General features: G+C 59.6%; 19 protein-coding genes and 2 riboswitches. Of the genes, 10 read left to right on the top strand and 9 right to left on the bottom strand.

What is annotated here, in order from left to right:
• Positions 1 to 357 precede the first annotated feature (357 nt).
• Positions 358 to 624 (top strand): hypothetical protein, encoded by a 267-nt coding sequence (locus JL015_RS19335; RefSeq protein WP_201002078.1) that lies wholly within the window; start codon positions 358 to 360, stop codon positions 622 to 624.
• Between the two features lie 156 nt (positions 625 to 780).
• Here the strand turns inward: JL015_RS19335 and JL015_RS19330 are convergent, their stop codons facing one another.
• Genes JL015_RS19330 through cobW form a run of 4 tightly spaced genes read right to left on the bottom strand, consistent with a single transcriptional unit; the run spans position 781 to position 7,306 of the window.
• A complete protein-coding gene (locus tag JL015_RS19330; RefSeq protein WP_201019657.1) occupies positions 781 to 1,389 on the bottom strand; it encodes a vWA domain-containing protein in 609 nt (202 codons plus the stop codon).
• Positions 1,390 to 1,442: 53 nt separating this feature from the next.
• Positions 1,443 to 2,474, bottom strand: coding sequence for an ATP-binding protein (locus JL015_RS19325; protein ID WP_201019570.1), 1,032 nt, complete (start codon positions 2,472 to 2,474; stop codon positions 1,443 to 1,445).
• The gene (cobN, locus tag JL015_RS19320; RefSeq protein WP_201019569.1) at positions 2,474 to 6,238 is read right to left on the bottom strand and encodes a cobaltochelatase subunit CobN; all 3,765 of its coding nucleotides are present in this window, start codon (positions 6,236 to 6,238) and stop codon (positions 2,474 to 2,476) included. Before cobN ends, JL015_RS19325 begins: the two co-directional genes overlap by 1 nt.
• A gap of 3 nt (positions 6,239 to 6,241) precedes the next feature.
• Positions 6,242 to 7,306, bottom strand: a complete 1,065-nt coding sequence (cobW, locus tag JL015_RS19315; RefSeq protein WP_236124052.1) for a cobalamin biosynthesis protein CobW — start codon at positions 7,304 to 7,306, stop codon at positions 6,242 to 6,244.
• Positions 7,307 to 7,414: 108 nt separating this feature from the next.
• Positions 7,415 to 7,626: riboswitch (cobalamin riboswitch) on the bottom strand.
• A 58-nt stretch (positions 7,627 to 7,684) separates the two neighbouring features.
• Positions 7,685 to 7,900, top strand: a riboswitch (cobalamin riboswitch).
• Positions 7,901 to 7,995: 95 nt separating this feature from the next.
• On the opposite strand from cobW, the gene JL015_RS19310 reads away from it, so the two are divergent.
• Genes JL015_RS19310 through cobM form a run of 4 tightly spaced genes read left to right on the top strand, consistent with a single transcriptional unit; the run spans position 7,996 to position 10,110 of the window.
• Positions 7,996 to 8,181, top strand: coding sequence for a CbtB domain-containing protein (locus JL015_RS19310; protein ID WP_201002072.1), 186 nt, complete (start codon positions 7,996 to 7,998; stop codon positions 8,179 to 8,181).
• Between the two features lie 11 nt (positions 8,182 to 8,192).
• Positions 8,193 to 8,897, top strand: a complete 705-nt coding sequence (locus JL015_RS19305; RefSeq protein WP_201019568.1) for a CbtA family protein — start codon at positions 8,193 to 8,195, stop codon at positions 8,895 to 8,897.
• Complete coding sequence (locus JL015_RS19300) at positions 8,878 to 9,321, top strand: cobalamin biosynthesis protein (protein WP_201019567.1); 444 nt, start codon at positions 8,878 to 8,880, stop codon at positions 9,319 to 9,321. The genes JL015_RS19305 and JL015_RS19300 overlap by 20 nt, the downstream gene beginning before the upstream one ends.
• Positions 9,322 to 9,363: 42 nt before the next feature.
• Positions 9,364 to 10,110: a precorrin-4 C(11)-methyltransferase gene (gene cobM / locus JL015_RS19295; protein ID WP_201002066.1), complete on the top strand. Its 747-nt coding sequence runs from the start codon at positions 9,364 to 9,366 to the stop codon at positions 10,108 to 10,110.
• Positions 10,111 to 10,178: 68 nt separating this feature from the next.
• On the opposite strand, the gene nfuA is transcribed toward cobM, so the two are convergent.
• From nfuA to JL015_RS19280, 3 genes are all read right to left on the bottom strand, one after another.
• Positions 10,179 to 10,772, bottom strand: a complete 594-nt coding sequence (nfuA, locus tag JL015_RS19290; RefSeq protein WP_122315432.1) for a Fe-S biogenesis protein NfuA — start codon at positions 10,770 to 10,772, stop codon at positions 10,179 to 10,181.
• Positions 10,773 to 10,841: 69 nt separating this feature from the next.
• Positions 10,842 to 11,864 (bottom strand): acyltransferase family protein, encoded by a 1,023-nt coding sequence (locus tag JL015_RS19285; protein ID WP_201019566.1) that lies wholly within the window; start codon positions 11,862 to 11,864, stop codon positions 10,842 to 10,844.
• A gap of 167 nt (positions 11,865 to 12,031) precedes the next feature.
• Positions 12,032 to 14,335, bottom strand: coding sequence for a fatty acid cis/trans isomerase (locus JL015_RS19280; protein ID WP_201019565.1), 2,304 nt, complete (start codon positions 14,333 to 14,335; stop codon positions 12,032 to 12,034).
• A 153-nt stretch (positions 14,336 to 14,488) separates the two neighbouring features.
• On the opposite strand from JL015_RS19280, the gene metH reads away from it, so the two are divergent.
• A complete protein-coding gene (metH, locus tag JL015_RS19275; protein WP_201002059.1) occupies positions 14,489 to 18,208 on the top strand; it encodes a methionine synthase in 3,720 nt (1,239 codons plus the stop codon).
• Between the two features lie 53 nt (positions 18,209 to 18,261).
• On the opposite strand, the gene JL015_RS19270 is transcribed toward metH, so the two are convergent.
• A complete protein-coding gene (locus JL015_RS19270; RefSeq protein WP_201019564.1) occupies positions 18,262 to 19,365 on the bottom strand; it encodes an ABC transporter substrate-binding protein in 1,104 nt (367 codons plus the stop codon).
• A 572-nt stretch (positions 19,366 to 19,937) separates the two neighbouring features.
• Here JL015_RS19270 and JL015_RS19265 point away from each other — a divergent pair.
• Entirely contained in the window at positions 19,938 to 21,596 is a 1,659-nt protein-coding gene (locus tag JL015_RS19265; protein WP_201002055.1) for a nitrite/sulfite reductase, read from the top strand.
• Positions 21,580 to 22,074 (top strand): DUF934 domain-containing protein, encoded by a 495-nt coding sequence (locus JL015_RS19260; RefSeq protein ID WP_201002053.1) that lies wholly within the window; start codon positions 21,580 to 21,582, stop codon positions 22,072 to 22,074. The genes JL015_RS19265 and JL015_RS19260 overlap by 17 nt, the downstream gene beginning before the upstream one ends.
• Positions 22,075 to 22,141: 67 nt before the next feature.
• Here the strand turns inward: JL015_RS19260 and sohB are convergent, their stop codons facing one another.
• Complete coding sequence (sohB, locus tag JL015_RS19255) at positions 22,142 to 23,170, bottom strand: protease SohB (RefSeq protein WP_201019563.1); 1,029 nt, start codon at positions 23,168 to 23,170, stop codon at positions 22,142 to 22,144.
• A 205-nt stretch (positions 23,171 to 23,375) separates the two neighbouring features.
• Between sohB and JL015_RS19250 the strand changes: the two genes are divergently transcribed.
• Both JL015_RS19250 and JL015_RS19245 read left to right on the top strand, forming a co-directional pair.
• Positions 23,376 to 24,086 (top strand): histidine phosphatase family protein, encoded by a 711-nt coding sequence (locus JL015_RS19250; RefSeq protein ID WP_201019562.1) that lies wholly within the window; start codon positions 23,376 to 23,378, stop codon positions 24,084 to 24,086.
• 55 nt (positions 24,087 to 24,141) lie between these two features.
• Complete coding sequence (locus JL015_RS19245) at positions 24,142 to 24,459, top strand: SCP2 sterol-binding domain-containing protein (RefSeq protein ID WP_201002048.1); 318 nt, start codon at positions 24,142 to 24,144, stop codon at positions 24,457 to 24,459.
• The last annotated feature ends 120 nt before the right edge of the window (positions 24,460 to 24,579 follow it).

Below are 24,579 nucleotides of genomic sequence, written 5' to 3'. Positions count from 1 at the left end.
GCCCGACGTGGAAGAGAGTGATTAAAATCTTTTTATAAACAGTAAGTTGACGAGCCCGAATGTTACATTAGCAAATATTTGACACACCCTTGTACCGTTTAAATATATCGCTCATAACGAAAAGTAATTAAACAGGTTGTAACGTTTTTACAGTCAGGAAATTCTGCCGGTCATTGAACCGAACATCGTAAAAATTGCCTCAGATCAAGCCGAACGCGGCATGGATGTAAAAAAATTGAAAATATCCGGCAAGCGGTGTGACTCACCCCACCCTGTTCGGCATCAACACAGGTAACCAGCCGAACGGTCAGCCCACCGACGTGACTGGACTGATATGGGCATTTTGAGGAATTGAAAATGAACGCCCCACTGCGCTTCAACGATGCACTTCTGATCGCTGGAAACGCCTTTGCACCTTTCCAGTGTGTTGCCTGGGCAGCCCAGGCCGGAAGCGGCGAACTGAGCCTTACAGTGATCGACCGCACCTGCGCACTGATCGGTCGTAAACAGATCCCGAGCAGCGCTTACTCCGACCCTGTTCAACTGGCCAGCGCCCTGAAAGAAGCTCGCGAAGAAATCAGCAATGAGGGTTACAGCCTCCAGCCTTGGACCATGCCGGCTTGATGGCGTGACTCTTGTCGCGAATGAATTCGCTCCTACTTGTGGGTGAATTCATTCGCGAGACGTCATTTGAAGGATATACATTTTCTTCGGATGTACGAACCCTTCGCGAATGAATTCGCTCCTACGGAAACTTCATTAAATTCATGATGTTGCGTTTTATTCGCGAAGCTCTTCAATATGCCGGTAATCGGCACCCAGTCTATTAGCCAGTTCCCGCGCCCGGCCCAGCCGGATCGGTCCTTTCTCTATATCGATCAACAGGCTCTCGCAGTCGAAACCTGAACAGTGCGGCATGTCCTTGATACGACCATCGGTGAGGATCAATACACGCAAATGTTCGGCGGGATAACGCTGCTGACGCACCTTCAACCAGTCCTTCGCCTGCTCGATGGCAGCAAACAAGGGCGTTCCTCCGCCAGCGCCCAGCGCATCCAGCCAGGGACGCAATGCCGCCGAGGCCTTGAGCCCTTGATGCTTCCACTGCGGGACATTACCGCTGGCGGTCAGCAATGCCAGCCTTGCACGACGGCGGTAAGCCTCGTCAAACACCTGGGCCAGCATGCCCTTAGCCTGACTCAAGGCCTGATGACGACGTGTCGAGGCCGATGCATCGACGATCACCAGCAACAACTCCGCAGGCCGACTGCTGCGAGGCTGGCGCACCAGATCGTTGCGGCTTTGCGGGCGACCGCGCAATAACGTGGGCAGCCAGGCAATCGCGCCATCGATACCCGAACGCGCGGCACCATGACGCCCGGAAGTCAGTTTGCCTGGACGGGGGCTGGCATCCGCCCCCTTAGCCGAACGAGGGCGGATGCCTAAGGCTTTTTTGGCCAGCTCGGCACTTCGCGGCGCGCCCCTGTCGACACTGGCCGGGCAGGCAATTCACCCCAGTTGCCCTGCCCGCTTTGCGGCTGAGGGTTTTGTGGGCGAGCCTGGCTGGATGGCGGTGTTTCAGGGCTCTGTGCCGGTGGCGCAGGATCGCGGCGCCGGTGACGCAAGGCAAATTCGGCCACCGCGTCGATATCCTGCTCCTCGATCACACTGACACCACGCCACGCAGCATGCGCACGCGCAGCACGCAGCCAGACCAGATCGGCCCGCATGCCATCGACACCCGCCGCAAAACAGCGCTCGGTAACAAGACCCAGCGACCGGTCATCCAGCTCAATGGAAGACAACAACCCACGAGCCTGCTCACAGCGTTGCTTCAAGGCTTGCTGCTGGCCTTGCCATGCCTGACAAAAGCCATGGGGGTCGGCATCGAAATCCAGACGTCGGCGGATGATCTGGCTGCGCTCGGCTGGCAAGGTCTGCCCGCTCAGAACCACGTTCAGACCAAAACGGTCCAGCAGTTGCGGACGCAATTCGCCTTCTTCCGGGTTCATGGTGCCGATCAGCACGAAACGCGCTGCATGGCGATGGGAAATACCGTCGCGCTCCACCAGATTGGTACCGCTGGCAGCGACATCCAGCAACAGGTCGACGAGGTGATCGGCCAGCAGATTGACCTCATCCACATACAGAACGCCACCGTCAGCCTTGGCCAAAACACCGGGCGAGAATTGCGCACGACCTTCGGACAGCGCTGCATCCAGATCCAGCGTGCCGACCAGCCGCTCTTCGGTAGCGCCCAGCGGCAAGGTGACGAACTGACCGCTGGCCAGCAGGTCCGCCAGACCACGGGCCAGGGTCGACTTGGCCATGCCCCGCGGGCCTTCGATCAGCACGCCGCCGATTCTGGGGTCGATGGCTGCCAGGCACAGCGCCAGTTTCAGATCATCTGCACCGACTACGGCTGCCAGAGGAAAATGCGGGGTGTCGGTCATGCTTGGGTCAGGCAAGTTCATCAGCTCTCTTCTATATCCAGCAGCAGGTCTTCCAGCGCTTCACGATAGTCGCCCGGCTCCTGCCAGAGCCCACGCTGCTGGGCTTCAAGCATGCGTTCGGTCATGTCGCGCAGGGCATCGGGGTTGTGCTGGCGAATGAATTGGCGGGTCGATGGATCAAGCAGATAGGCATCGGCCAGCAGTGCATATTGGTGGTCGTCGATCAGCTCGGTAGTGGCATCGAACGCGAACAGGAAGTCCACGGTCGCAGCCATTTCGAACGCGCCTTTATAGCCATGCCGTTTGACGCCTTCGATCCACTTCGGGTTGGCCGCACGGCTGCGGATCACCCGGTTCAGCTCTTCCTTGAGGGTGCGAATTCTAGGCAAGTCCGGCTGGCTGTGATCGCCGTGGTAGCTGGCCGTTTTCTGGCCGCTCAGGCTTTCGGCGGCAGCCAGCATTCCGCCCTGGAACTGGTAGTAATCGTTGGAATCCAGCAGGTCATGCTCTCGGTTATCCTGATTCTGCAACACCGCCTGAACCTGCGTCAGTCGTTGTGCAAACTGCTGGCGGGCCGGCGTGCCTTCATCGGCTGCGCCGTAGGCATAGCCGCCCCAGTTCAGATAGACCTCGGCCAGATCGTCACGGCTTTGCCACAGACGCCCGTCGATAGCGCCCTGCACACCCGCGCCATACGCACCGGGCTTGGCACCGAAGATTCGCCAACCGGCCTGGCGCACTGCCTCGTCTTCGCTCAACCCGGTTTCCTGCAAGCTGCGGCGCTCTTCACGAACCCGGGCGGCCAGCGGGTTCTGATCGTCCGGCTCATCGAGAGCGGCCACGGCCTGTACGGCGGCATCGAACAGGCGGATAAGATTGGCAAAAGCATCACGGAAGAACCCGGACACCCGCAAGGTCACGTCCACGCGGGGACGATCCAGCAAGCTCAGCGGCAGAATCTCGAAGTCATCGACCCGCTGACTGCCCGTCGCCCAGACGGGACGCACGCCCATCAGGGCCATGGCCTGAGCGATATCGTCACCACCGGTACGCATGGTGGCCGTGCCCCAGACCGACAGGCCGAGCTGGCGCAAATGATCGCCATGATCCTGAAGATGGCGTTCCAGCAGCAGGTTTGCCGACTGGAAGCCGATCCGCCAGGCCGTAGTGGTTGGCAGATTGCGCACATCCACAGTAAAGAAGTTGCGACCGGTGGGCAGCACGTCAAGCCGACCTCGACTCGGCGCACCGCTCGGGCCAGCCGGCACGAAACGACCGCTCAGGGCATCGAGCAGGCCACGCATTTCTTCGGGGCCACAGGCATCGAGGCGCGGGGCTACGACATCGCGCAGGCTATCCAGAACCAGTGCCAGTTCCGGGTGCTCAGGAAGATCGTCGACTGCTTCATTCTTGACGATGCGCTCGATCAGGATGGCGGCATACAACTCCAGCCGCTCTCGCGTATCCCCCGTGGTACGCCATGGATCGTTGCTCACCGCCAACAAGGCTGACGGGCGCGGCCCGCTCCAGGGTTCAGCCAGATCACAATCCAGTGGATCGAAATCCAGCACCAGCGCCTTGGCCAGCACCCGCAACAGGCTCGACTGCGCGCCACGACCATCGCCACGGGGAATGCGCAGCAACGCCAGCAGCGTGTCGATGCGCAGGCGCCCCTCAGGGGATTGGCCGAAGACATGCAGGCCATCGCGGATCTGCGATTCCTTCAGGTCACACAGATAAGTGTCCAGACGCGGTAACCAGATCGCCGCATCGGCATCGCTGTCGATGGAGTCGTCCAGCGCCAGTTCGCGGTCGATACGGGTTTCGCGTACCAGCTTGAGGATGTCTCGCTGAAGCTCCAGCGCCCTGCGCGGGTCAAGCAGTTGCGCTTCGTAATATTCGTCGGCCAGCAGTTCCAGATTGCGCAGCGGGCCGTAGGTTTCGGCACGGGTCAGCGGCGGCATCAGATGGTCGATGATGACCGCCTGGGTACGGCGCTTGGCCTGGGCGCCCTCGCCCGGATCGTTGACGATAAACGGGTAGATATTCGGCATCGCACCCAGCACTGCATCAGGCCAGCAATCCTGTGACAGGCCAACGCCCTTGCCCGGCAACCACTCCAGATTGCCATGCTTGCCCACATGCAACACAGCATGCGCACCATAAGCCTTGCGCAACCAGAAGTAGAACGCGAGATAACCGTGGGGCGGTACCAGATCGGGGTCGTGATAGACCGCGCTGGGGTCCACTTGATAGCCACGGGCGGGCTGGATACCGACAAAGGTCAGACCAAATCGGATACCGGCAATCATCATCCGCCCGCTGCGAAACATCGGGTCATCCACGGGCGCGCCCCAACGGGCATTGACCGCATCGCGATTGGCCTGGGGCAAGGCATCGAAGGCTTGCAGGTATTCATCCAGCGCCATGCTTTGCTGGCAGGGACGCAGATCGATGCTGTCCAGATCGTTGGTGACGCCGCCGAGCAATTGCTGAATCAGTGCAGTACCGCTTTCAGGCAGTTGCGCCAGCGGGTAGCCCTCGCCCTGCATGGCACGCAGGATATTCAGCGCAGCCGCAGGTGTGTCGAGCCCGACTCCATTGCCGATCCGGCCATCGCGGGTCGGGTAGTTGGCCAGGATCAACGCTACCCGTTTGCTGGCATTGGGCAAACGCGCCAGTTCGATCCAGCGCCGCGCCAGTTGCGCAACGAAATCCATGCGCTCCGGGTGAGCGCGATAACACACCACATCCGACTGGCTGCGCTCGCTGCGCCAGGCCAGATCCTTGAAGCTGACGGGGCGGCTGATGATCCGCCCGTCCAGCTCCGGCAAGGCAATGTGCATCGCCAGATCCCGAGCGCCCAGCCCTTGCTCGCTGGCCTGCCAGCCGGGCTGGTTGTCCTGGGCGCAAATGGCCTGGATGACCGGCACATTGCGGCGAAACGGTCGCAGATGCGGCGCTTCCGGGCTGGACTGGGCAAAGCCTGTGGTGTTGAGGATCAGTTCGGCTTCGACTTCATCCAGCCAGTCCTCGACCATGATCAGGCAACCCGGTTCCTTGAGGCTGGCCAGCGCAACCGGCAAGGGGTTGAGCCCTTCGGCCTGCAAGCGCTCACAGAACACATCGATGAAACCGGTATTGGCGGCCTGCAAGTGGGAGCGGTAGAACAGCAGCGCGACCACCGGCTGCCCGGCAATCCAGTCAGCCTGCCAGTCAGTCAGCGCGGCACCGGGTTTATGTGGATGGTAGATCGCCGTACGCGGCAATGGCTGGGGCTCGCCCCATGGATAGTCGCGCTCGAGCCAGCTACTTGCCAGGCAGCGATAAAGATCCAGCGCGTTTTGCAGCCCGCCCTGACGCAAGAACTGCCAGAGCCGGTCCCGCGCTTCGGCGGGCACGGTGCTCAGGTCGCTCAATTCCGGATCGGGACGATCATCGCCCGGCACCAGAATCACTTGCACGCCACGGGCAGCAAGCTCCATCAAGCGCTCGACGCCATAACGCCAGTAGCCGATGCCGCCATGCAGGGAAATCAGAATGACCCTGGCGTGACGCAACACTTCATCGACGTACAAGTCCACCGAAGCGTGATTCTGCACCTGCATCGGATTGGCCAGACGCAGGCTCGGGTAATCGTCGGGCAGTTGCTGCGCAGCTTCGGCCAGCAAGGCCAGGCTCGAATCGCCGCTACAGAGAATCACCAGCTCGGCCGGGGTCTGCCCCAGGTCGGCAATGCTGTCGTCGGGGACGAAACCGCCCGGCTGGGTTCTCAGTAAGTGCATGGATCAGCCGGCAATCGCAGCATTGAGCTGCGCTTCCAGAGCCACGGCGTCCAGTTCCTGGCCGATCAGCACCAGATTAGTGATGCGCTCTTCATCGGCACGCCAGGCGCGGTCGAAATGTTTGTCAAAGCGCGTACCCACGCCTTGGATCAGCAGGCGCATCGGCTTGCCGGGGATGGCGGCAAAACCCTTGACCCGCAAAATGCCATGCTTGACCACCAGTTGCGTCAGGGCATCGAGCAGCAGGCTTTCGTCGGCCTGAGGCAGTTTGATGGAAATCGAGTCGAAAGCATCGTGATCGTGGTCATCATGATCATCGTCGTCATGATGGTCATGGTGAGTCTTGCGGCTGTCGATATGCAGTTCCGACTCCGCGCCAATGCCCAGCAGTACATTGATTGGCAGACGGCCATTGCTGGCCTCGATGACCTTGACCGCTGGCGGCAGCTCTTCGGCAACTTCGGCACGCACCGCCGCCAGACCTTCGGGATCGATCATGTCGGCCTTGTTGAGGATCACCAGGTCGGCACTGGCCAACTGATCAGCAAACAGTTCATGCAGCGGGGACTCATGATCCAGATTCGGGTCGAGCTTGCGCTGGGCGTCCACTTGATCCGGGAAAGCCGCGAAAGTGCCTGCGGCAACGGCCGGGCTGTCGACCACGGTTATGACCGCATCGACGGTGCAGGCATTGCGGATTTCCGGCCACTGGAAAGCCTGGACCAGCGGTTTTGGCAACGCCAGACCCGAGGTTTCGATAAGGATGTGGTCCAGGTCGGCGCGACGCGACACCAATTCGCGCATCACCGGGAAGAACTCTTCCTGCACCGTGCAGCACAGGCAGCCATTGGCCAGTTCGTAGACACGACCAGTGGCTTCTTCTTCGGTGCAACCGATGGTGCATTGCTTGAGGATTTCGCCGTCGATGCCCAGCTCGCCGAACTCGTTGACGATCACCGCGATACGACGCCCTTCGGCGTTATCGAGCATATGCCGCAACAAGGTGGTTTTACCCGACCCCAGGAAACCGGTAACGATGGTGACGGGAAGTTTGGCCAGTGTTTTCATCGGATGCCCTTTGGCAATACGGCGGGCAAGCAGGACGAGAACCGTGCGCTGCGCACGGATCGATTCGCCACCGGATCACCCCGCCCGGTTGTAGTGAGAATTCGTGGGCCTGTGGCCCGGTTCGAGGCAGGTCTCCTGGCTGACGGCGGCGTATCGGCGGTGCTGGCCGACAGGCATTCATCGCGCCTTCCCGCTTGCGCAGTGGCCATGCAATGAACATCACCGTTTACAGTTGCGGGGGCAGCTGCGGCTTGGACCGCATTCCCGTCTTAGCTCTACCCTCCTGCAGAAGGCAGAGAACCTCAAGTGCGCAAGGCTACGCAGTGGTCGAGGGCAGGTCAATCGTTCAGATTGACGTTCAGTGGCTGCCATGCTCTCCTATTACAACTTGTTACGGGTGCCCTTCACGGGGTGAAACGGGAAACCGGTGCGCTCATTCACGCATGAGCAAGTCCGGCGCTGCCCCCGCAACGGTAAGCGAGAGAGGGTCAGAACCACTGTGCCACGGCATGGGAAGGTGATCCTGAAGGTGTTGAACGCTGCACATCAACGCCCCTCGCGAGCCCGGAGACCGGCCCGATACTGACTCAATGACACACCCGCGGTGGGCGGGCGCAGTTGAAACCTCCTGGCGCCCGTCAGAAGGTTCCTGTGCGCATGCCCGCCTGTCGAAACCAGAGGGAAGCGCCATGTCCACCATCAGCAGCAGCCAGTCGAGCACAGCCACATCCACCCAGACCCAACGCCTGACCGCCGCCATCAGCGCTGCGATTCTTGGTGCGTGCCTGGTGTATTTCGCCGGTTTCTCGCACATCGCCGCCGTTCACAACGCCGCGCACGACACCCGCCACAGCGCCGCCTTCCCTTGCCATTGAGACCTGACGCCATGTTCAAGCGAATCATCCAGACGGCAGGTTTCAGCGGTCTGCTGGCGGCACTGCTGCTGACCTTGCTGCAAAGCTTCTGGGTCGCGCCGCTGATTCTTCAGGCCGAAACCTACGAAAAAGCACCTGCCGAGCATGTGCATGAACATGATCATGCCGAGGGCGCAGCCGCCGGACACAGTCACGACGAAGAGGCCTGGGAGCCGGAAGACGGCTGGCAGCGCATCCTCTCAACGACCGGTGGCAATCTGGTAGTCGCGGTCGGTTTTGCCTTGATGCTGGTCGCGCTCTACACCCTGCGCGCACCGGGCCGCACCTCTCAGGGCGCGCTATGGGGGCTCGCCGGTTTTGCGGTTTTCGTTCTGGCTCCGACACTGGGCCTGCCGCCCGAACTGCCAGGCACTGCGGCCGCCGACCTGAACCTGCGCCAATACTGGTGGATCGGGACTGCGGCCTCCACGGCTGCCGGGCTGGCCCTGATCGCCTTCGGCCAGAACTGGCTGCTCAAAGTGCTGGGCGCGGCCATTCTGGTAGTGCCGCATCTGATTGGCGCGCCACAGCCACTGACCCACGAGAGCCTAGCTCCTGAAGCACTGGAATCACAGTTCGTCATGGCTTCGCTGCTGACCAACGCACTGTTCTGGATTGCTCTGGGCCTGATCAGCACCTGGCTGTTCCGTCGCAACAATGCCGACCTGCACGCCTGATCACACCCACACACAGCCCCGTCCTGTCCTTGTGGCAGGACTGGGCTGCCAGCGTGGCTGCCCGTCCACGCACCTGCTGGAACTGATCGAAAGCAGCCTGAAAGCCCACGCTCTGGAGATCGGAGCCATTACCGCCCTCGCCTCCATCGACCTCAAGCAGGACGAGCCGGGCTTGCTGGAGCTGGCTGAATACCTGTCAGTACCGCTGATTTTCTTCGATGCCTCTCAACTGGCACGATACGAACCGCAACTGACCCATCGCTCGCCAACGACGTTCCTGCACACCGGCTGCCACGGCGTTGCCGAAAGTGCAGCGCTGGCACTGGCCAGCCAATTGGGCAACAGCCCTGCAACACTGGTGATCGAACGCCAGAAAAACATCAGGGCAACATTTGCCTTGGCACGCGCCCCTGGGCAGGGTTGATAATCCGCTGCTCATTTATCGCGCTCGACTCAGGAGAATCCATTGACCGTCTTTTTCATCGGTGCAGGCCCAGGCGACCCGGACCTCATCACCGTCAAAGGCCAACGATTGATCAACAGTTGCCCGGTCATCATTTACGCGGGCTCACTGGTGCCAGTCGCGGTGCTGGATGGCAATCGGGCCATTCAGGTGGTCAATAGTGCCGAGTTGCACCTGGAGCAGATCATTGCCTTGATGAAATCCGCTCATGAACAGGGCCGGGATGTGGCCCGCGTGCATTCCGGTGACCCGAGCCTGTATGGTGCGATTGGCGAACAGATTCGTTGCCTGCGCGAGTTGGGAATTCCCTTCGAGATCATCCCCGGCGTAACAGCCACGGCGGCCTGCGCAGCACTGCTGGGCACCGAACTGACGCTGCCGGACATTTCCCAGAGCGTGATCCTGACCCGCTATGCCGACAAGACCTCAATGCCACTTGGCGAGGAGCTGGCAAGCCTGGCACAGCATCGCGCCACCATGGCCATTCATCTGGGGGTCAATAATCTGCAGAAAATAGTGGAAGAGCTGACGCCGCATTACGGCCCCGACTGCCCCATAGCCGTGGTGCATCGCGCAAGCTGGCCGGATCAGGACTGGGTTTTGGGCACGTTGGCCGACATTCACGACAAGGTGCAGGAGAAAGGCTTCAGGCGTACTGCATTGATACTGGTTGGTCGCGTACTGGCAGACGATACGTTTGGCGAGTCATCGCTGTATCGGGCAGGGCATGCGCATTTGTTCAGGCCTTGAATGAAGGCTTTCGCGAATGAATTCGCTCCCAAGGAACAGGGAGCGGATTCACTCGCGAAGAAAACAACTCAGTAGTAAGCGTTTTCTTTCTGGGTATGGTCAGTCACATCACGCACACCGGCCAGCTCGGGGATGCGTTCGAGCAAGGTGCGCTCGATGCCTTCCTTCAAGGTGACATCGGCCTGACCGCAACCCTGGCAACCACCGCCAAACTGCAGGACGGCGATATTGCGCTCTTCTTCCTCGATCACGTCGATCAGGGTCACCTGACCACCGTGGCTGGCGAGCCCCGGATTGATCTCGGTTTGCAGGTAGTAGTTGATGCGCTCGTTGATCGGGCTGTCGGCATTGACCATCGGGACTTTGGCGTTTGGCGCCTTGATGGTCAACTGGCCACCCATGCGATCCGTTGCGTAATCGACAACGGCGTCATCCAGAAAAGCTTCGCTGAAACCATCGATCCAGGCGGTGAAGCTCTTCAGGCCAATAGCCTTGTCTTCAGGTTTTTCTTCGCCCGGCTTGCAGTAGGCAATGCAGGTTTCAGCGTACTGGGTGCCAGGCTGGGTGATAAACACTCGGATGCCGATACCCGGGGTATTCTGCTTTTCCAGCAGATCGGCCAGATAATCGTGGGCAGCATCGGTAATAGTGATAGCGGTCATGAACATTCCTCGCAGACTTGGCGGCAGTTTACGCCAATCGGATGCGCATACAAAGTCCTAGTATTTTTGTCAGGAAAGCGCAACCGCTTCTCTTCCTTCCTGGCGGGCATCCAGACTGCGGCGCATTCGGCGATACAAGCCCTTCTCGATCCACTCATAGCTGCCCCATGCGCCAATGGCGATGATCGGCACACAGAAAGCAAACACCAGATACGGACTCAAGGCAAAGCGCTGCGCCATGAGCAAGCCACCGTAGAGCACCAGGACATGCAGCAGATATACCGAGTAGGAACAGTCGCCCAGAGTCTTGAGCATCCGGCTACCGCGCAAGTATGGTTCCAGCGAAATGGCGCACAGCACGATCAAGGCGCTTGGCAGCCCCCAGTTCAGCAGGCGCTGCTCGTTGGTCAGGTGATGGATCAGCAGCATTCCCGCCACAATCCCGGCCAATGGCAGCCATAACCCTTCCTTGATCCAGCCCCGGCGATACAGCATGCCGATACCAATCCCCAACAGGAATTCATAGACGATGTCGTTGCCGTAGAAACGGCTGATCAAACCACTGCGAGCCAGAATCTCGGTCACGACAAACAGCGCGGCGGCGATGATCAAGGGCCGATGGCGCTGCTCGAAGAGAAAGACCATGGAGAACAGCACATAAAACAGCATCTCGTAGTTCAGGGTCCAGCCGACGTTAAGCGTCGGATACAAACCGTAGCCACCGGGATTTTCCGAAGGAATGAAAAGCAATGAAAGGAAGAAGTTCTGCCAGCCGATTACCTGATGGGGAAGCCAGGGCGCCGCAACCAGCAGTAACAACCCCATGGCAGCGGTATACAGCCAGTAAGCCGGCACAATGCGGATCAGGCGGTGCAGGATAAAACGCCCGGCAGGCATGTCGCTGCCATGGGTCGAGAGGTAAATCACCAGCCCGCTGATGACAAAGAAGATATCGACGCCCACGGCGCCCTTGGAAACAAAGAATTCGCCAACGGGACCGCTGGCCTTGAAATCGAAAAAAATCTGCATGAAGTGATGACACACAACAACCCACGCGGCGAAAGCCCGTAAAGCCTGAACCGAAATCAACATCCAAAAACCTCTTGTCACCTGCCTTTTCAACCAGAAGCCCGGACACGAAGCGAGCCGGACACGCATGAGGTCGGACAGTGAGATGACAGAAAAGATCAGGAAAATCCTGTTTCGTTCAGGAAACAGTAGTGGCGGCAGGCCACGTCAAACGTGGCCTGCAACGACATTCAGAGGTTTTCGTAGCGATTCATATCCAGCACCCCGCTCTCTCGCGGCTCGGTCTCCTGGATATAGCGGCTGATGTCATGGAAATAGGTCCAGAACAGCGGATGAGTGCGGCGCACACCCCAGCGCTGCACGATCTTCTCGAACCCTTCCTGATCCTTGACCTGCTGCATGGCGTCGACAAACCCGGACACTTCGCCAGCCGGGATGTTGAACATGAAGTTCGGATAACTGCTGAGCACGCCTGGGTAAATGGTCAGGGTGTCCAGACCCGGCTGGTAGCGATAGGACTCGCCCAGCAGGAAGGCAACGTTACTGTGGGCGCGGTTGCGCAGCATGCTGTACATCACACGCTTGCCGCTGGCGTCTTCGATGCGCAGCATGGTCGCTTCGGGCAACTGCTCGATGACCTTGAGGCCAGCGGCAGGCCTTGAAACCAGTCGACTGAGAGACTGCTCTGCCTGGGCAAAACTCTTGCTGATACCGGGCCGTGAACAATACGCGCCCTGACAGCGGTTGATCGGGTCCGGCGCGGCATTGAGCGTACCGGAGCGCTGAATCAGCTGTCGGGAGAAGTCCTGACGAGGGTGGCGCTCGTCAAGCCTCAGGCCGCTTGGAGTGTCGTCATCGATGCTCTGGTAGTCCAGCCACATCTTGAATTTGCCGGAGTCCTGATACAGGTCGCCCAGCATCTTCTCGCGCTTGTCGGCAGGCATCAGACGCATGAAGTTGATTTCCGCGCCGTTGCGGATCAGGTCGAAATACAGCCGGGTCTGGGCCTGATGGGAAATATTGCCGTAGACATCGAAGTTCACCGCCAACTGGTAATAGGTGCGCTCCAGCAACGGGTAATCGAACAACCACAGCGAGTGCGGCACATCACCGATCAGCCCTTTGGTCACCGATGCGCTGTCGAAGTGGCGGAATACTGTCAGCAGCGAGTTATCGTTGCCGGCCCACAGCGTCGACCAACTGGGTGGCGTCATGCTGGCGTAGCTGTCGCGGCGCAGGTTTTCATAAGCGTTGCGACGATCCCGGTAGGACAGCCACAGGCTCAGGATGCTGCCTACTTCGTCGTTCTGCCCGGGCATGGCCAGCAATGGCGTTGCCTGCCCACGGTACTGGGCATCGATGACATAACGATCATGACTCGGCTCCTGGAACAGCACCCAGAAATGGTCGCGAATCACGTCGGTCGCAATCTGCCCACGGCACACCGGACCGCGAATGAAGGTGCGCACGAAGTATTCGGCGTTATCGAGCATGAACTGATAACGCGCCTGCGCCGGAATCGCCTCGAAAGTCAGAAACGGGTTGGCACGATGCCCCGGCCCATAGCCCGGCATTGCATCCACGCTCCAGTTGGCGCTGTAAAACAGATCCTTGACCCGCTTCAGCTTCTGCGGGCTCATGGCGTAGGTGATATGGGTCTTGTGGACGATCACGCCCTGTACCGGTATCAGCCGGTAATAGAAGTCATTGCCCGGATCGTCATTGGGGCGACGGGTAGCGATCAGATCGACAGGTTTGCCGCTTGGCGTGCGCGAGCGTACCCACTGAAAGAAGTGCCCGGTATCACCACCTTCGAAATAGACATGCGCCAGAAACAGGTGCTCGTACAACCATCGACCCACCAGCGTCTCTCTGGAACCCGGGCGGTTGAGCAAGGCTTCCCATTCGGCAATCTGCGCCGCTTCAGCGACATTGGGCATGATGGGTTGTTGTTCGACCGGCGCACCGGCAGACAGCCAGCGCTGCAAGGTCTGGTACTCGGCGTCGCTCAGCCCGGCCACCGCCAACGGCATGCCGCCGGTGGGATGCGCCTGGGCATAGGCAGGAAACTCGCCCGGCAGCGGGCAGAGGTTTTCCCGGTTCAACCCCAGAACGATGTCGTCGGGAATCTTGCTGTTGGGCGGCAGCGGCGCACTGCGCCCCAATTCCAGCATGCGTGCCATCAAGGCAGCCTGACTGCCCTGGGCATCGAGCACCGAATAGAAATCCTTGCGCCGCCATGCATCGGTGCCCTGAGCATCGTAAAACAGCCGGGTGGGCGCCATCGCCGTACTGCGCTCGCCCTGATAGACCGGGGTCTTGCTGGCCCCGCGGCTCATGCCCTCGCCGCTGCCCAGGTTCAACTGGCAAGGCGCGTCGTTGCAGGCATGGCAGGCCACGCACTTCTGGGTCAGGATCGGCTGGATATCCCGCACATAGGAAATAGCGGGGCCCGGGGCCGCAGGCACTCCCTGGGCCTGGACAGCACAACACCACAACAACAGAACGAGACTTGGCAATGAGCGGTACGGCATATCCAGGGCCTTGAAATGAAAAACCGCGCAATTCTACAGCTGTTAGAGCACACCAACATGAGCTATTTTCATGCAAAGGCGCCATCAACACCAAAAGCGCTCCGGTTTGGTATGATCTCGACCTTTCTGTATCGGCCTTTTCAAGGTATCCCTATGTCTGACCGCAGCGCCCGCCATCAAGCCTTTCTCAACGCACTTAAACAGAGGATCCTGATCCTCGATGGCGGCATGGGCACCATGATCCAGAGCTACAGGCTCGAGGAAGAGGATTACCGTGGCAAACGCTTCGCCGACTGGCCAAGCGATGTCAAAGGCAACAACGACCTGCTGGTTCTGACGCGCCCCGATGTCATCGGTGCCATCGAGAAGGCCTATCTGGATGCCGGTGCAGACATTCTTGAAACCAACACCTTCAACGCCACCCAGGTTTCCCAGGCCGATTACGGTATGGAAGCGCTGGTCTACGAGCTGAACGTAGAAGGTGCCCGGCTGGCGCGCAAGGTCGCCGATGCAAAAACCCTCGAAACCCCGGACAGACCGCGTTTTGTCGCGGGTGTGCTCGGCCCGACCAGCCGCACCTGCTCCCTGTCGCCGGACGTGAACAACCCCGGCTACCGCAACGTGACCTTCGACGAGTTGGTAGAGAATTACACCGAAGCCACTCGCGGCCTGATCGAGGGCGGCGCCGACCTGATCCTGATCGAAACCATCTTCGACACCCTCAACGCCAAGGCCGCGATCTTCGCCGTGCAGGGAGTATTCGAGGAAATCGGCTTCGAGTTGCCGATCATGATTTCCGGCACCATCACTGACGCCTCGGGCCGCACCCTGTCGGGCCAGACCACCGAAGCCTTCTGGAACTCCATCAGCCACGCCAAACCGATTTCCGTCGGTCTGAACTGCGCATTGGGTGCCAGCGACCTGCGCCCTTACCTGCAGGAACTGTCCACCAAGGCCAACACCCACGTTTCCGCGCACCCGAACGCCGGCCTGCCCAACGCCTTCGGCGAATATGACGAACTGCCGAGCCAGACGGCAAAAATCATCGAGGAATTCGCCCAGAGCGGCTTCCTGAACATCGTCGGCGGCTGCTGCGGCACCACACCTGCGCACATCAAGGCGATTGCCGAAGCCGTCTCGGGTTACGCGCCACGCCAGATTCCGGATATTCCAAAGGCCTGCCGACTGTCGGGCCTTGAGCCGTTCACCATTGATCGCCAGTCGTTGTTCGTCAACGTCGGCGAACGGACCAACATCACCGGCTCCGCCCGCTTCGCTCGCCTGATCCGTGAAGACAACTACACCGAAGCCCTGGAAGTCGCCCTGCAGCAGGTCGAAGCCGGCGCCCAGGTGATCGACATCAACATGGACGAAGGGATGCTGGACTCGAAGAAGGCCATGGTGACCTTCCTCAACCTGATCGCAGGCGAGCCGGACATCTCCCGCGTGCCGATCATGATCGACTCCTCCAAATGGGACGTGATCGAAGCCGGCCTCAAGTGCATCCAGGGCAAGGGCATCGTCAACTCCATCAGCATGAAGGAAGGCGTCGAGCAGTTCATCCATCACGCCAGGCTCTGCAAGCGCTATGGCGCGGCCGTGGTGGTGATGGCTTTCGACGAGGCCGGTCAGGCCGACACCGAAGCGCGCAAGAAGGAAATCTGCAAGCGCTCCTACGACATTCTGGTCAATGAAGTCGGCTTCCCGCCGGAAGACATCATCTTCGACCCGAACATCTTCGCCATCGCCACCGGCATCGAAGAGCACAACAACTACGCCGTAGACTTCATCAATGCCTGCGCCTACATCCGTGACGAACTGCCCTACGCACTGACTTCCGGCGGCGTATCCAACGTGTCGTTCTCGTTCCGTGGCAACAACCCGGTGCGTGAAGCCATTCACTCGGTATTCCTGCTGCACGCGATCCGCAACGGCCTGAGCATGGGCATCGTCAACGCCGGCCAGCTGGAAATCTACGATCAGATCCCGGCCGAGTTGCGCGACCGGGTCGAGGATGTGGTCCTCAACCGCACCGCCGATGGCACCGACGCGCTGCTGGCCATTGCCGACAGCTTCAAGGGCGACGGCAGCGTCAAAGAAGCCGAAACCGAAGAGTGGCGCACCTGGCCTGTGAATCAGCGCCTTGAACATGCGCTGGTCAAGGGCATCACGACCCATATCGTCGAAGACACCGAAGAGTCCCGCCTGTCGTTCTCGCGCCCGATCGAAGTGATCGAAGGCCCGCTGATGTCCGGCATGAACGTGGTCGGCGACCTGTTCGGCGCAGGAAAGATGTTCCTGCCGCAAGTGGTGAAATCCGCCCGTGTGATGAAACAGGCCGTAGCGCACCTGATCCCGTTCATCGAACTGGAAAAAGGCGACAAGCCCGAAGCCAAGGGCAAGATCCTGATGGCCACGGTCAAGGGCGATGTGCACGACATCGGCAAGAACATCGTCGGCGTGGTACTGGGCTGCAACGGTTATGACATCGTTGACCTGGGCGTCATGGTGCCTGCCGAGAAGATCCTGCAAGTGGCCCGCGACGAGAAATGCGACATCATCGGCCTGTCCGGCCTGATCACCCCGTCGCTGGACGAAATGGTCCATGTCGCCCGCGAAATGCAGCGCCAGGATTTCCATCTTCCACTGATGATCGGCGGTGCAACCACTTCCAAGGCGCATACGGCAGTCAAGATCGAGCCGCGTTACAGCAATGACGCCGTGGTCTATGTGACCGACGCCTCCCGCGCAGTGGGTGTTGCCACACAGCTACTGTCCAAGGAACTGAAGGCCGGCTTCATCGAGAAGACCCGCAGCGAGTACGTCGAAGTCCGCGAACGCACCTCGGCACGCAGCGCCCGCACCGAACGCCTGAGCTATGGCGCGGCAGTCGCGAAAAAGCCGCAGTTCGACTGGAGCAGCTACGAGCCGGCCAAACCGACCTTCACCGGCACCCGCATTCTGGAAGACATCGACCTGGACGTGCTGGCCGAATACATCGACTGGACACCCTTCTTCATTTCCTGGGATCTGGCCGGCAAATACCCGCGCATCCTGACTGACGAAGTGGTTGGCGAGGCGGCTACAGCGCTGTTTGCCGACGCCCAGCAGATGCTGCGCAAACTGATTGACGAGAAGCTGATCAGCGCCCGTGCGGTGTTCGGCTTCTGGCCTGCCAATCAGATCGATGACGATGACCTGGAAGTCTACGGTGACGACGGCCAGCCACTGGCAAAACTGCATCATCTGCGCCAGCAGATCATCAAGACCGATGGCAAGCCGAACTTCTCCCTGGCCGACTTCGTGGCGCCCAAGGACAGCGGCGTGACCGACTATGTGGGCGGTTTCATCACCACCGCAGGCATCGGTGCCGAAGAAGTGGCCAAGGCCTACCAGGACAAGGGCGACGACTACAACTCGATCATGGTCAAGGCACTGGCCGACCGTCTGGCCGAAGCCTGCGCCGAATGGCTGCACCAGCAGGTGCGCAAGGAATATTGGGGTTACGCCAAGGACGAGCATCTGGACAACGAAGCGCTCATCAAGGAGCAATACGTGGGTATCCGTCCTGCACCGGGTTACCCGGCCTGCCCGGATCACACCGAGAAGAGCACCCTCTTCGCCCTGCTGGACCCGCTGCCTGAAGGCACACCGATCCATACACCTGGCAAGAGCGGCGTGTTCCTCACCGAGCACTACGCCATGTTCCCCGCAGCAGCCGTCAGCGGCTGGTACTTCGCCCATCCGCAGGCGCAATACTTCGCCGTGGGCAAGGTCGACAAGGATCAGGTCGAAAGCTACACCGCTCGCAAAGGCCAGGATCTGAGCGTGACCGAGCGCTGGCTGGCACCCAACCTGGGTTACGACGAGTAACCCGTCGCCGCCCTTTCCCCATGGATACCTGTCATATCCATGGGGAAAGGGCATTATTTCGGGTCTTGCTGAACCAGCGGCAGCATGTTTTTCAGGGCAAAGGGTGAGTTGCCGTCGACCGGTTCACGCCTGAACGCCTGTTTGTCCAGGTAGTAACGCTCGACTTTCGCAGCCTCCAGAAAACGCCTGGCGTCATGGCGCTCTACCAACTCCAGCACCCGCACACTGCGCTCGCCGATTCGGGGGCGTGTCTGAGCATCGGCAGCATCGTAGTCATGCAGCAAGAGCATGGCCCAGCCGCCAATGGTGAAGTGCCCCGTTGCCACCACACTCAAGCGACCATTCAACTGCGCCTGCAATGAAATCGTCGTACCGTTGATGGCGCTGAACAGGATGTCCTTGCCAGGTTCGCCGCCACGCTCGCGCAACGCATCCATGGCACCGAGCGCCATTTGCTCGTTCGCAGCCCAGATCAGCCGGATATTCGGATATCGCTTGAGCAGTACCCGGGCCTGCTCCTGTGCCCGGTCACGACGCCAGCCACCCAGCACGATCTGACGCAGATGAACCTGCGGAAACTCTTCAAGAGCACGGCGCATCCCCTGTTCACGCGCCAGGGAAACCGGCGTGGAGTTGGTCCCGGAAAACGCCAGCATCTCGATTGGCTGGCCGTCAGCCAGACCAGGATAAAGGCTTATCAGCCGCCTTGCCGTCAGATAGCCGCCCTCCTCATCGTTACCGATCAGGCTGCCGATGAAGTTCGGGTATCGCGAGGGAAGATCGCCCAGAATCCGCACCTGATCCTCCGTCAGCGTATTGTTGACGGCCAGCAGCTTGACGCCACTGCCCTGAGATAATCGCAGGACCTCGGGGGCTACATTCAATTCATTGGAGAACACCAGATAGTCAGGACGCTGACCGGCCCCCTGCAACGCCTCTCGCGCCATATCCAGCAATTTGCGGGTGTCACGGTCCGTGTACAGCACCTTGAGTGACATGCCGGTTTCATCGGCAGCCGACTGCATGACACGCGCATAGCTTTGCCAATAGCCATCGGTTGCAAAACCCGGGCTTAGAAAGGTTACGGAAGCGGCCAGGGCCACACCGCTCCATGAACCGCAGAGAATGATCAAACAGCGGAAAATGAAGCCACTCATATTCACAGAACCTTGAGCATATAAATGGCTATCGGCCGCCCTTCCCGAATACTGGAGAGCTGCGCAGTCGACCGCTAGACAATCAGGTTCTGGCTATTGGCCGCTGACCCAGAAGACAGCAGCGCCTACTACCAGCAGAATCAGGAAGAAAATAGCCCAGGCATCCACGTTGCTATCGGACTTGGTGGTCTTCGGGTGCTTACTCATCGCATCGCCTCTTGTCGGTTTTATAGGTGATTGCATATGAAAAATTTTGTCTTACCCCTCATCGGGCATCGATCAGCACTCAGTAAAGTCGACAATTTCCCGCACTTCAAGCAGGGTCTTGTACACGCGGCGCAGGGACAGGATTTTGCTTATCGCTTTTAACGATTTGCATATATATAAACATCACTTTTACCGATATCTGCAAACTGGTATCTTCGCCGCGCTCCGTTGGGAGTGCGCGACCGTGCGCGCAGAATTGTCTAGATGGCGTAAGGCTTCGCAAGCGAAGACAGAGGCTGTGTAACCGCAGTCGTGTTTGACGCCGCAGCCCTTGCTTCATTACGAAGCCTGAGAACAGGACCTATATGTACGTATACGACGAGTACGATCAGCGGATCATCGAGGACCGCGTCAAGCAGTTCCGTGACCAGACCCGACGCTACCTGGCGGGGGAACTGAGCGAAGAAGAATTCCGACCGTTGCGCCTGCAAAACGGTCTTTATGTCCAGCGTTTCGCGCCGATGCTGCGCGTTGCCGTACCTTACGGCCAACTGACGTCGCGTCAGACGCGCATGATGGCCAAGATAGCCCGTGATTACGACAAAGGCTATGCACACATCAGCACCCGCCAGAACGTGCAGTTCAACTGGCCAGCCCTGGAAGACGTGCCGGATATTCTGGCCGAACTGGCAACCGTGCAGATGCACGCCATCCAGACCAGCGGCAACTGCCTGCGCAACGTGACCACCGACCAGTTCGCCGGTGTTGCCGCCGACGAGCTGATCGACCCGCGTCCATGGTGTGAAATCGTTCGCCAGTGGACCACGTTCCACCCGGAATTCGCCTACCTGCCGCGCAAGTTCAAGATCGCGATCAACGGCTCGAAAAGCGACCGCGCCGCCATTGAAGTACACGATATCGGCCTGGAGCCGGTACACAATGCTGCTGGCGAACTGGGCTTCCGCGTACTGGTCGGTGGCGGTCTGGGCCGTACGCCAGTGGTTGGCGCCTTCATCAACGAGTTCCTGCCATGGCAGGATCTGTTGAGCTACCTGGACGCCATCCTGCGGGTCTACAACCGCTACGGCCGTCGCGACAACAAGTACAAGGCCCGGATCAAGATTCTGGTCAAGGCACTGACACCTGAAGTCTTCGCCGAAAAGGTCGAGGCCGAAATGGCTCACCTGCGCGGCGGCCAGACCACCCTGACCGAAGCCGAAGTCCAGCGTGTTGCCAAGCACTTCGTCGACCCGGATTACAAAACCCTCAGCGATCAGCACGCCGAACTGGCTGCTCTGGACGCCCAGCACCCTGGCTTCGCTCGCTGGCGCACCCGCAATGTCCTGGCCCATAAAAAGCCGGGGTACATTGCCGTGACCCTGTCGCTCAAGCCGACCGGTGTTGCTCCTGGCGACCTGACCGACAAACAGCTGGATGCCGTTGCCGATCTGGCCGACCGCTACAGCTTCGGCCAGCTGCGCACCTCCCACGAGCAGAACATCATTCTGGCCGACGTCGAGCAGTCCGAGCTGTTCACCCTCTGGAACGAGTTGCGTGAAGGCGGTTTCGCCACGCCGAACATAGGCCTGCTGACCGATATCATCTGCTGCCCTGGCGGTGACTTCTGCTCGCTGGCCAACGCCAAGTCGATCCCCATCGCAGAATCCATCCAGCGTCGTTTCGATGACCTGGACTACCTGTTCGACATCGGCGAGCTGGACCTGAACATTTCCGGCTGCATGAACGCATGCGGTCACCACCATGTCGGCCACATCGGCATTCTGGGTGTGGACAAGAAAGGCGAAGAGTTCTATCAGGTTTCACTCGGCGGCAGCGCCAGCCGTGATGCAAGCCTGGGCAAGATCCTCGGCCCGTCCTTCGCCCAGGACGCAATGCCGGACGTGATCGAGAAGCTGATTGACGTCTACGTCGAGAAACGTACCGAAGACGAACGCTTCATCGACACTTACCAGCGTATTGGCATTGACCCTTTCAAGGAGCGCGTCTATGCAGCGAATCATTAAGAACAACGAAGTCATCGACGAAACCTGGCACCTGCTGCCCAAGGACACGACTTTCGACAGCCTGTCCAACTGCGATGACCTGATTGTGCCGCTGGCGTTGTGGCGCGAACATGGCCACGCACTCAAGGCCCGCGATGGCGGCCTGGGTGTATGGCTGGACAGTGATGAAGAAGCCGAGGAAATCGGCGAGCACGTGGATCAGTTCCAGGTCATTGCCCTGAACTTCCCGGCCTTCACCGATGGCCGCAGCTACTCCAATGCACGCCTGCTGCGTGATCGCTATGGCTACAAGGGTGAGTTGCGGGCAATTGGCGATGTGTTGCGCGACCAGTTGTTCTACCTGCGTCGCTGCGGTTTCGATGCTTTCGCTGTCCGCGCCGACAAGGACCCCTACGACGCCCTCGAAGGCCTCAAGGACTTCTCGGTGACCTACCAGGCTGCAACCGACGAGCCTCTGCCGCTGTTCCGTCGTCGCTGACGGACAGTGTTTCGCGAATGAATTCGCTCCTGCACGGTATGTGGGAGCGAACTCATTCGCGAAGGCATCACCAGAACCGCTGCTGGGTCAGACGACTCCACCAGCCGGTAACCAACCGATCCACCGATGATGTTGCTGCCAGTCCTACGCGCTCCTGCAGGCTTTTGCGCTGGGCATAATTCAGGTGAAACACTTCGGCATCCTTGGCCCGCTCGGCCAGGTACTGATCACTGGTCTGCAACTCATCGACCAATTGCTTCTCAAGAGCAGCCATACCCAGCCAGACTTCACCGGTGGCCACCTCATCGATGGACAACTGCGGGCGATAGCTGGCGACGAAGCCCTTGAACAGGTCATGGGTGATGTCCAGATCCTGCTGAAACTTCTCACGGCCCTTCTCGGTGTTTTCGCCAAAGACCGTCAGGGTGCGCTTGTACTCGCCAGCGGTCAGCACTTCGAAATCGATATCGTGCTTTTTCAGCAACCGGTTGACGTTGGGCAACTGCGCCACGACGCCGATGGAGCCGAGAATCGCGAACGGTGCGCTGATGATCTTGTTACCGATGCAGGCCATCATGTAGCCGCCACTGGCCGCGACCTTGTCGATGCAGATGGTCAGCGGAATCCCCGCCTGACGGATACGCGCCAGTTGCGATGAAGCCAGACCATAGCTGTGAACCATGCCGCCGCCGCTTTCCAGGCGCAGGACCACTTCATCCTTGTCGGTAGCCATGGTCAGCAGCGCGGTGATTTCATGACGCATGCTTTCGGTGGCCGAAGCCTTGATGTCGCCATCGAAATCCAGCACGAAGACGCGGGGTTTCAACTCAGGCTCGGCCTGCTTCTTCTCTTTCTTCAGGGTCTTGGCCTGCTCCTTGCGCAAGGCCTTGAGGCGATCCTTGTCCAGCAGCGCCTGCTCCAGATGCTCGCGCAGGCCTTTATAGAACTCGTTGAGCTTGGTGACCTGAAGTTGTCCTGCCGTCCTGCGACGACCTTTTCCACGTGCTGACGCGATAGCTACCAGCACGACGACGATGGCAATGACCAGCGTAACCGTCTTGGCCAGAAAACTTGCGTAATCGGCAACGAAATCCACAGATACTCCTCACTTGCGTTGCGCCCTTTCCAGTCAAGGGCTTCGATGGCTCAAGCATACCGACGCGCTCTGACGTTCACCAGCACACGACCTGTTGCAAATAGTTAAAACGGTAATTTCAAACGAGCGTATGTTTTTTCGTTGACAGGCCCCGGCCATACCCCATAACCTCGCCGGACCTTCAACGTACCGAGACGACACGGACGTGGGCAGCATTTATTTGATACGACATGGCCAGGCTTCATTCGGTGCAGACGATTACGACGTCCTGTCGCCCGTCGGTATTCGTCAGGCCCAGGTAATTGGCGAACATCTGGCGCAGCTTGGCCTGCGCTTCGACCGCTGCCTGTCCGGCAATCTGCGGCGCCAGAAAGACACTGCACAAAATGCCCTGGCCCAACTGGCCGAGGCCGGTCTTGAGCCGCCTGCGCTGGAAATCGACAGCGCCTTCAATGAATTCGATGCCGAAGGCATCGTCCGCGCCCTGCTGCCCGCAATGCTCCCCGATGAACCCGATGCCTTGAATATCCTGCGCAATGCCGGCCATGACCCGGCCGAGTTCCAGCGCCTGTTCGCACAGATCGTCAGCCGCTGGCTCGGCGGCGAACACGACACACCGGGCATGCAAAGCTGGCTGGCGTTCGTCGCTGGCGTAAAGGCAGGTCTGGACAGAATCATCGAAGCGGCAGACAAGCACGGGCGCATCGCCGTGTTCACCTCCGGCGGCACCATCACGGCTTTACTGCATCTTGTCAGCGGCGTACCTGCCCGGCAGGCATTCGAGCTTAACTGGCATATCGTCAACACCTCGCTGAACCGGCTGGAATTCAGTGGCAGCAAGGTGACCCTGGCTTCCTTCAACAGTTACACACACCTGCAACTGCTGAAGGCGCCGGAACTCATCACTTACCGCTGAGTCCGGCCAACCGCGCCCTGACCGGCGCCAGAACCAACCATAAAAGGATAAGACCATGACCTCAGTAGCCGAAGCTGTCCAAACCATGAAAGCCAAGTTCAACCCAAGCGCTGCTTCGGGCCTGGACCTGGTTTTCGGCTTCAACATCACTGACGAAGACAAGCACTACGCCCTGATCGTCAAGGACAGCACCTGCGAACTGCAGGAAGGTGAAAACCCTGACGCCAACGTGACTCTGGTCATGGACAGCGAAACCCTCAAAGGCATCGTCAGCGGCGAGACCGATGGCATGCAGGCTTTCATGGGCGGCAAACTGCGCGCCGAAGGCGACATGATGCTGGCCATGAAGCTGAGCGAGCTGTTCCCGGTTTAATGAAAACCACTGCGCCCGGTCATGCAGACTGGCTCAGGACGATGCACGAAAAACCGAAGCTTCAGGGCTTCGGTTTTTTTTCGTCTGCAATAAAACCGACTGATCGGCGGGCAACACGCT

This window comes from Pseudomonas cichorii (assembly GCF_015471405.1).
Lineage (GTDB): Bacteria > Pseudomonadota > Gammaproteobacteria > Pseudomonadales > Pseudomonadaceae > Aquipseudomonas > Aquipseudomonas serbiensis.
This window is presented reverse-complemented; position numbering and strand designations above follow the sequence as displayed.

Bases quoted from the DNA above. Each gene is read 5' to 3' on its own strand.
- JL015_RS19335 (WP_201002078.1), top strand. From the start codon at position 358: ATGAACGCCCCACTGCGCTTCAACGATGCACTTCTGATCGCTGGAAAC.
- JL015_RS19325 (WP_201019570.1), bottom strand. From the start codon at position 2,474: ATGAACTTGCCTGACCCAAGCATGACCGACACCCCGCATTTTCCTCTG.
- cobN (WP_201019569.1), bottom strand. From the start codon at position 6,238: ATGCACTTACTGAGAACCCAGCCGGGCGGTTTCGTCCCCGACGACAGC.
- cobW (WP_236124052.1), bottom strand. From the start codon at position 7,306: ATGAAAACACTGGCCAAACTTCCCGTCACCATCGTTACCGGTTTCCTG.
- JL015_RS19310 (WP_201002072.1), top strand. From the start codon at position 7,996: ATGTCCACCATCAGCAGCAGCCAGTCGAGCACAGCCACATCCACCCAG.
- JL015_RS19305 (WP_201019568.1), top strand. From the start codon at position 8,193: ATGTTCAAGCGAATCATCCAGACGGCAGGTTTCAGCGGTCTGCTGGCG.
- JL015_RS19300 (WP_201019567.1), top strand. From the start codon at position 8,878: ATGCCGACCTGCACGCCTGATCACACCCACACACAGCCCCGTCCTGTC.
- nfuA (WP_122315432.1), bottom strand. From the start codon at position 10,772: ATGACCGCTATCACTATTACCGATGCTGCCCACGATTATCTGGCCGAT.
- JL015_RS19285 (WP_201019566.1), bottom strand. From the start codon at position 11,864: ATGTTGATTTCGGTTCAGGCTTTACGGGCTTTCGCCGCGTGGGTTGTT.
- JL015_RS19280 (WP_201019565.1), bottom strand. From the start codon at position 14,335: ATGCCGTACCGCTCATTGCCAAGTCTCGTTCTGTTGTTGTGGTGTTGT.
- metH (WP_201002059.1), top strand. From the start codon at position 14,489: ATGTCTGACCGCAGCGCCCGCCATCAAGCCTTTCTCAACGCACTTAAA.
- JL015_RS19270 (WP_201019564.1), bottom strand. From the start codon at position 19,365: ATGAGTGGCTTCATTTTCCGCTGTTTGATCATTCTCTGCGGTTCATGG.
- JL015_RS19265 (WP_201002055.1), top strand. From the start codon at position 19,938: ATGTACGTATACGACGAGTACGATCAGCGGATCATCGAGGACCGCGTC.
- JL015_RS19260 (WP_201002053.1), top strand. From the start codon at position 21,580: ATGCAGCGAATCATTAAGAACAACGAAGTCATCGACGAAACCTGGCAC.
- JL015_RS19245 (WP_201002048.1), top strand. From the start codon at position 24,142: ATGACCTCAGTAGCCGAAGCTGTCCAAACCATGAAAGCCAAGTTCAAC.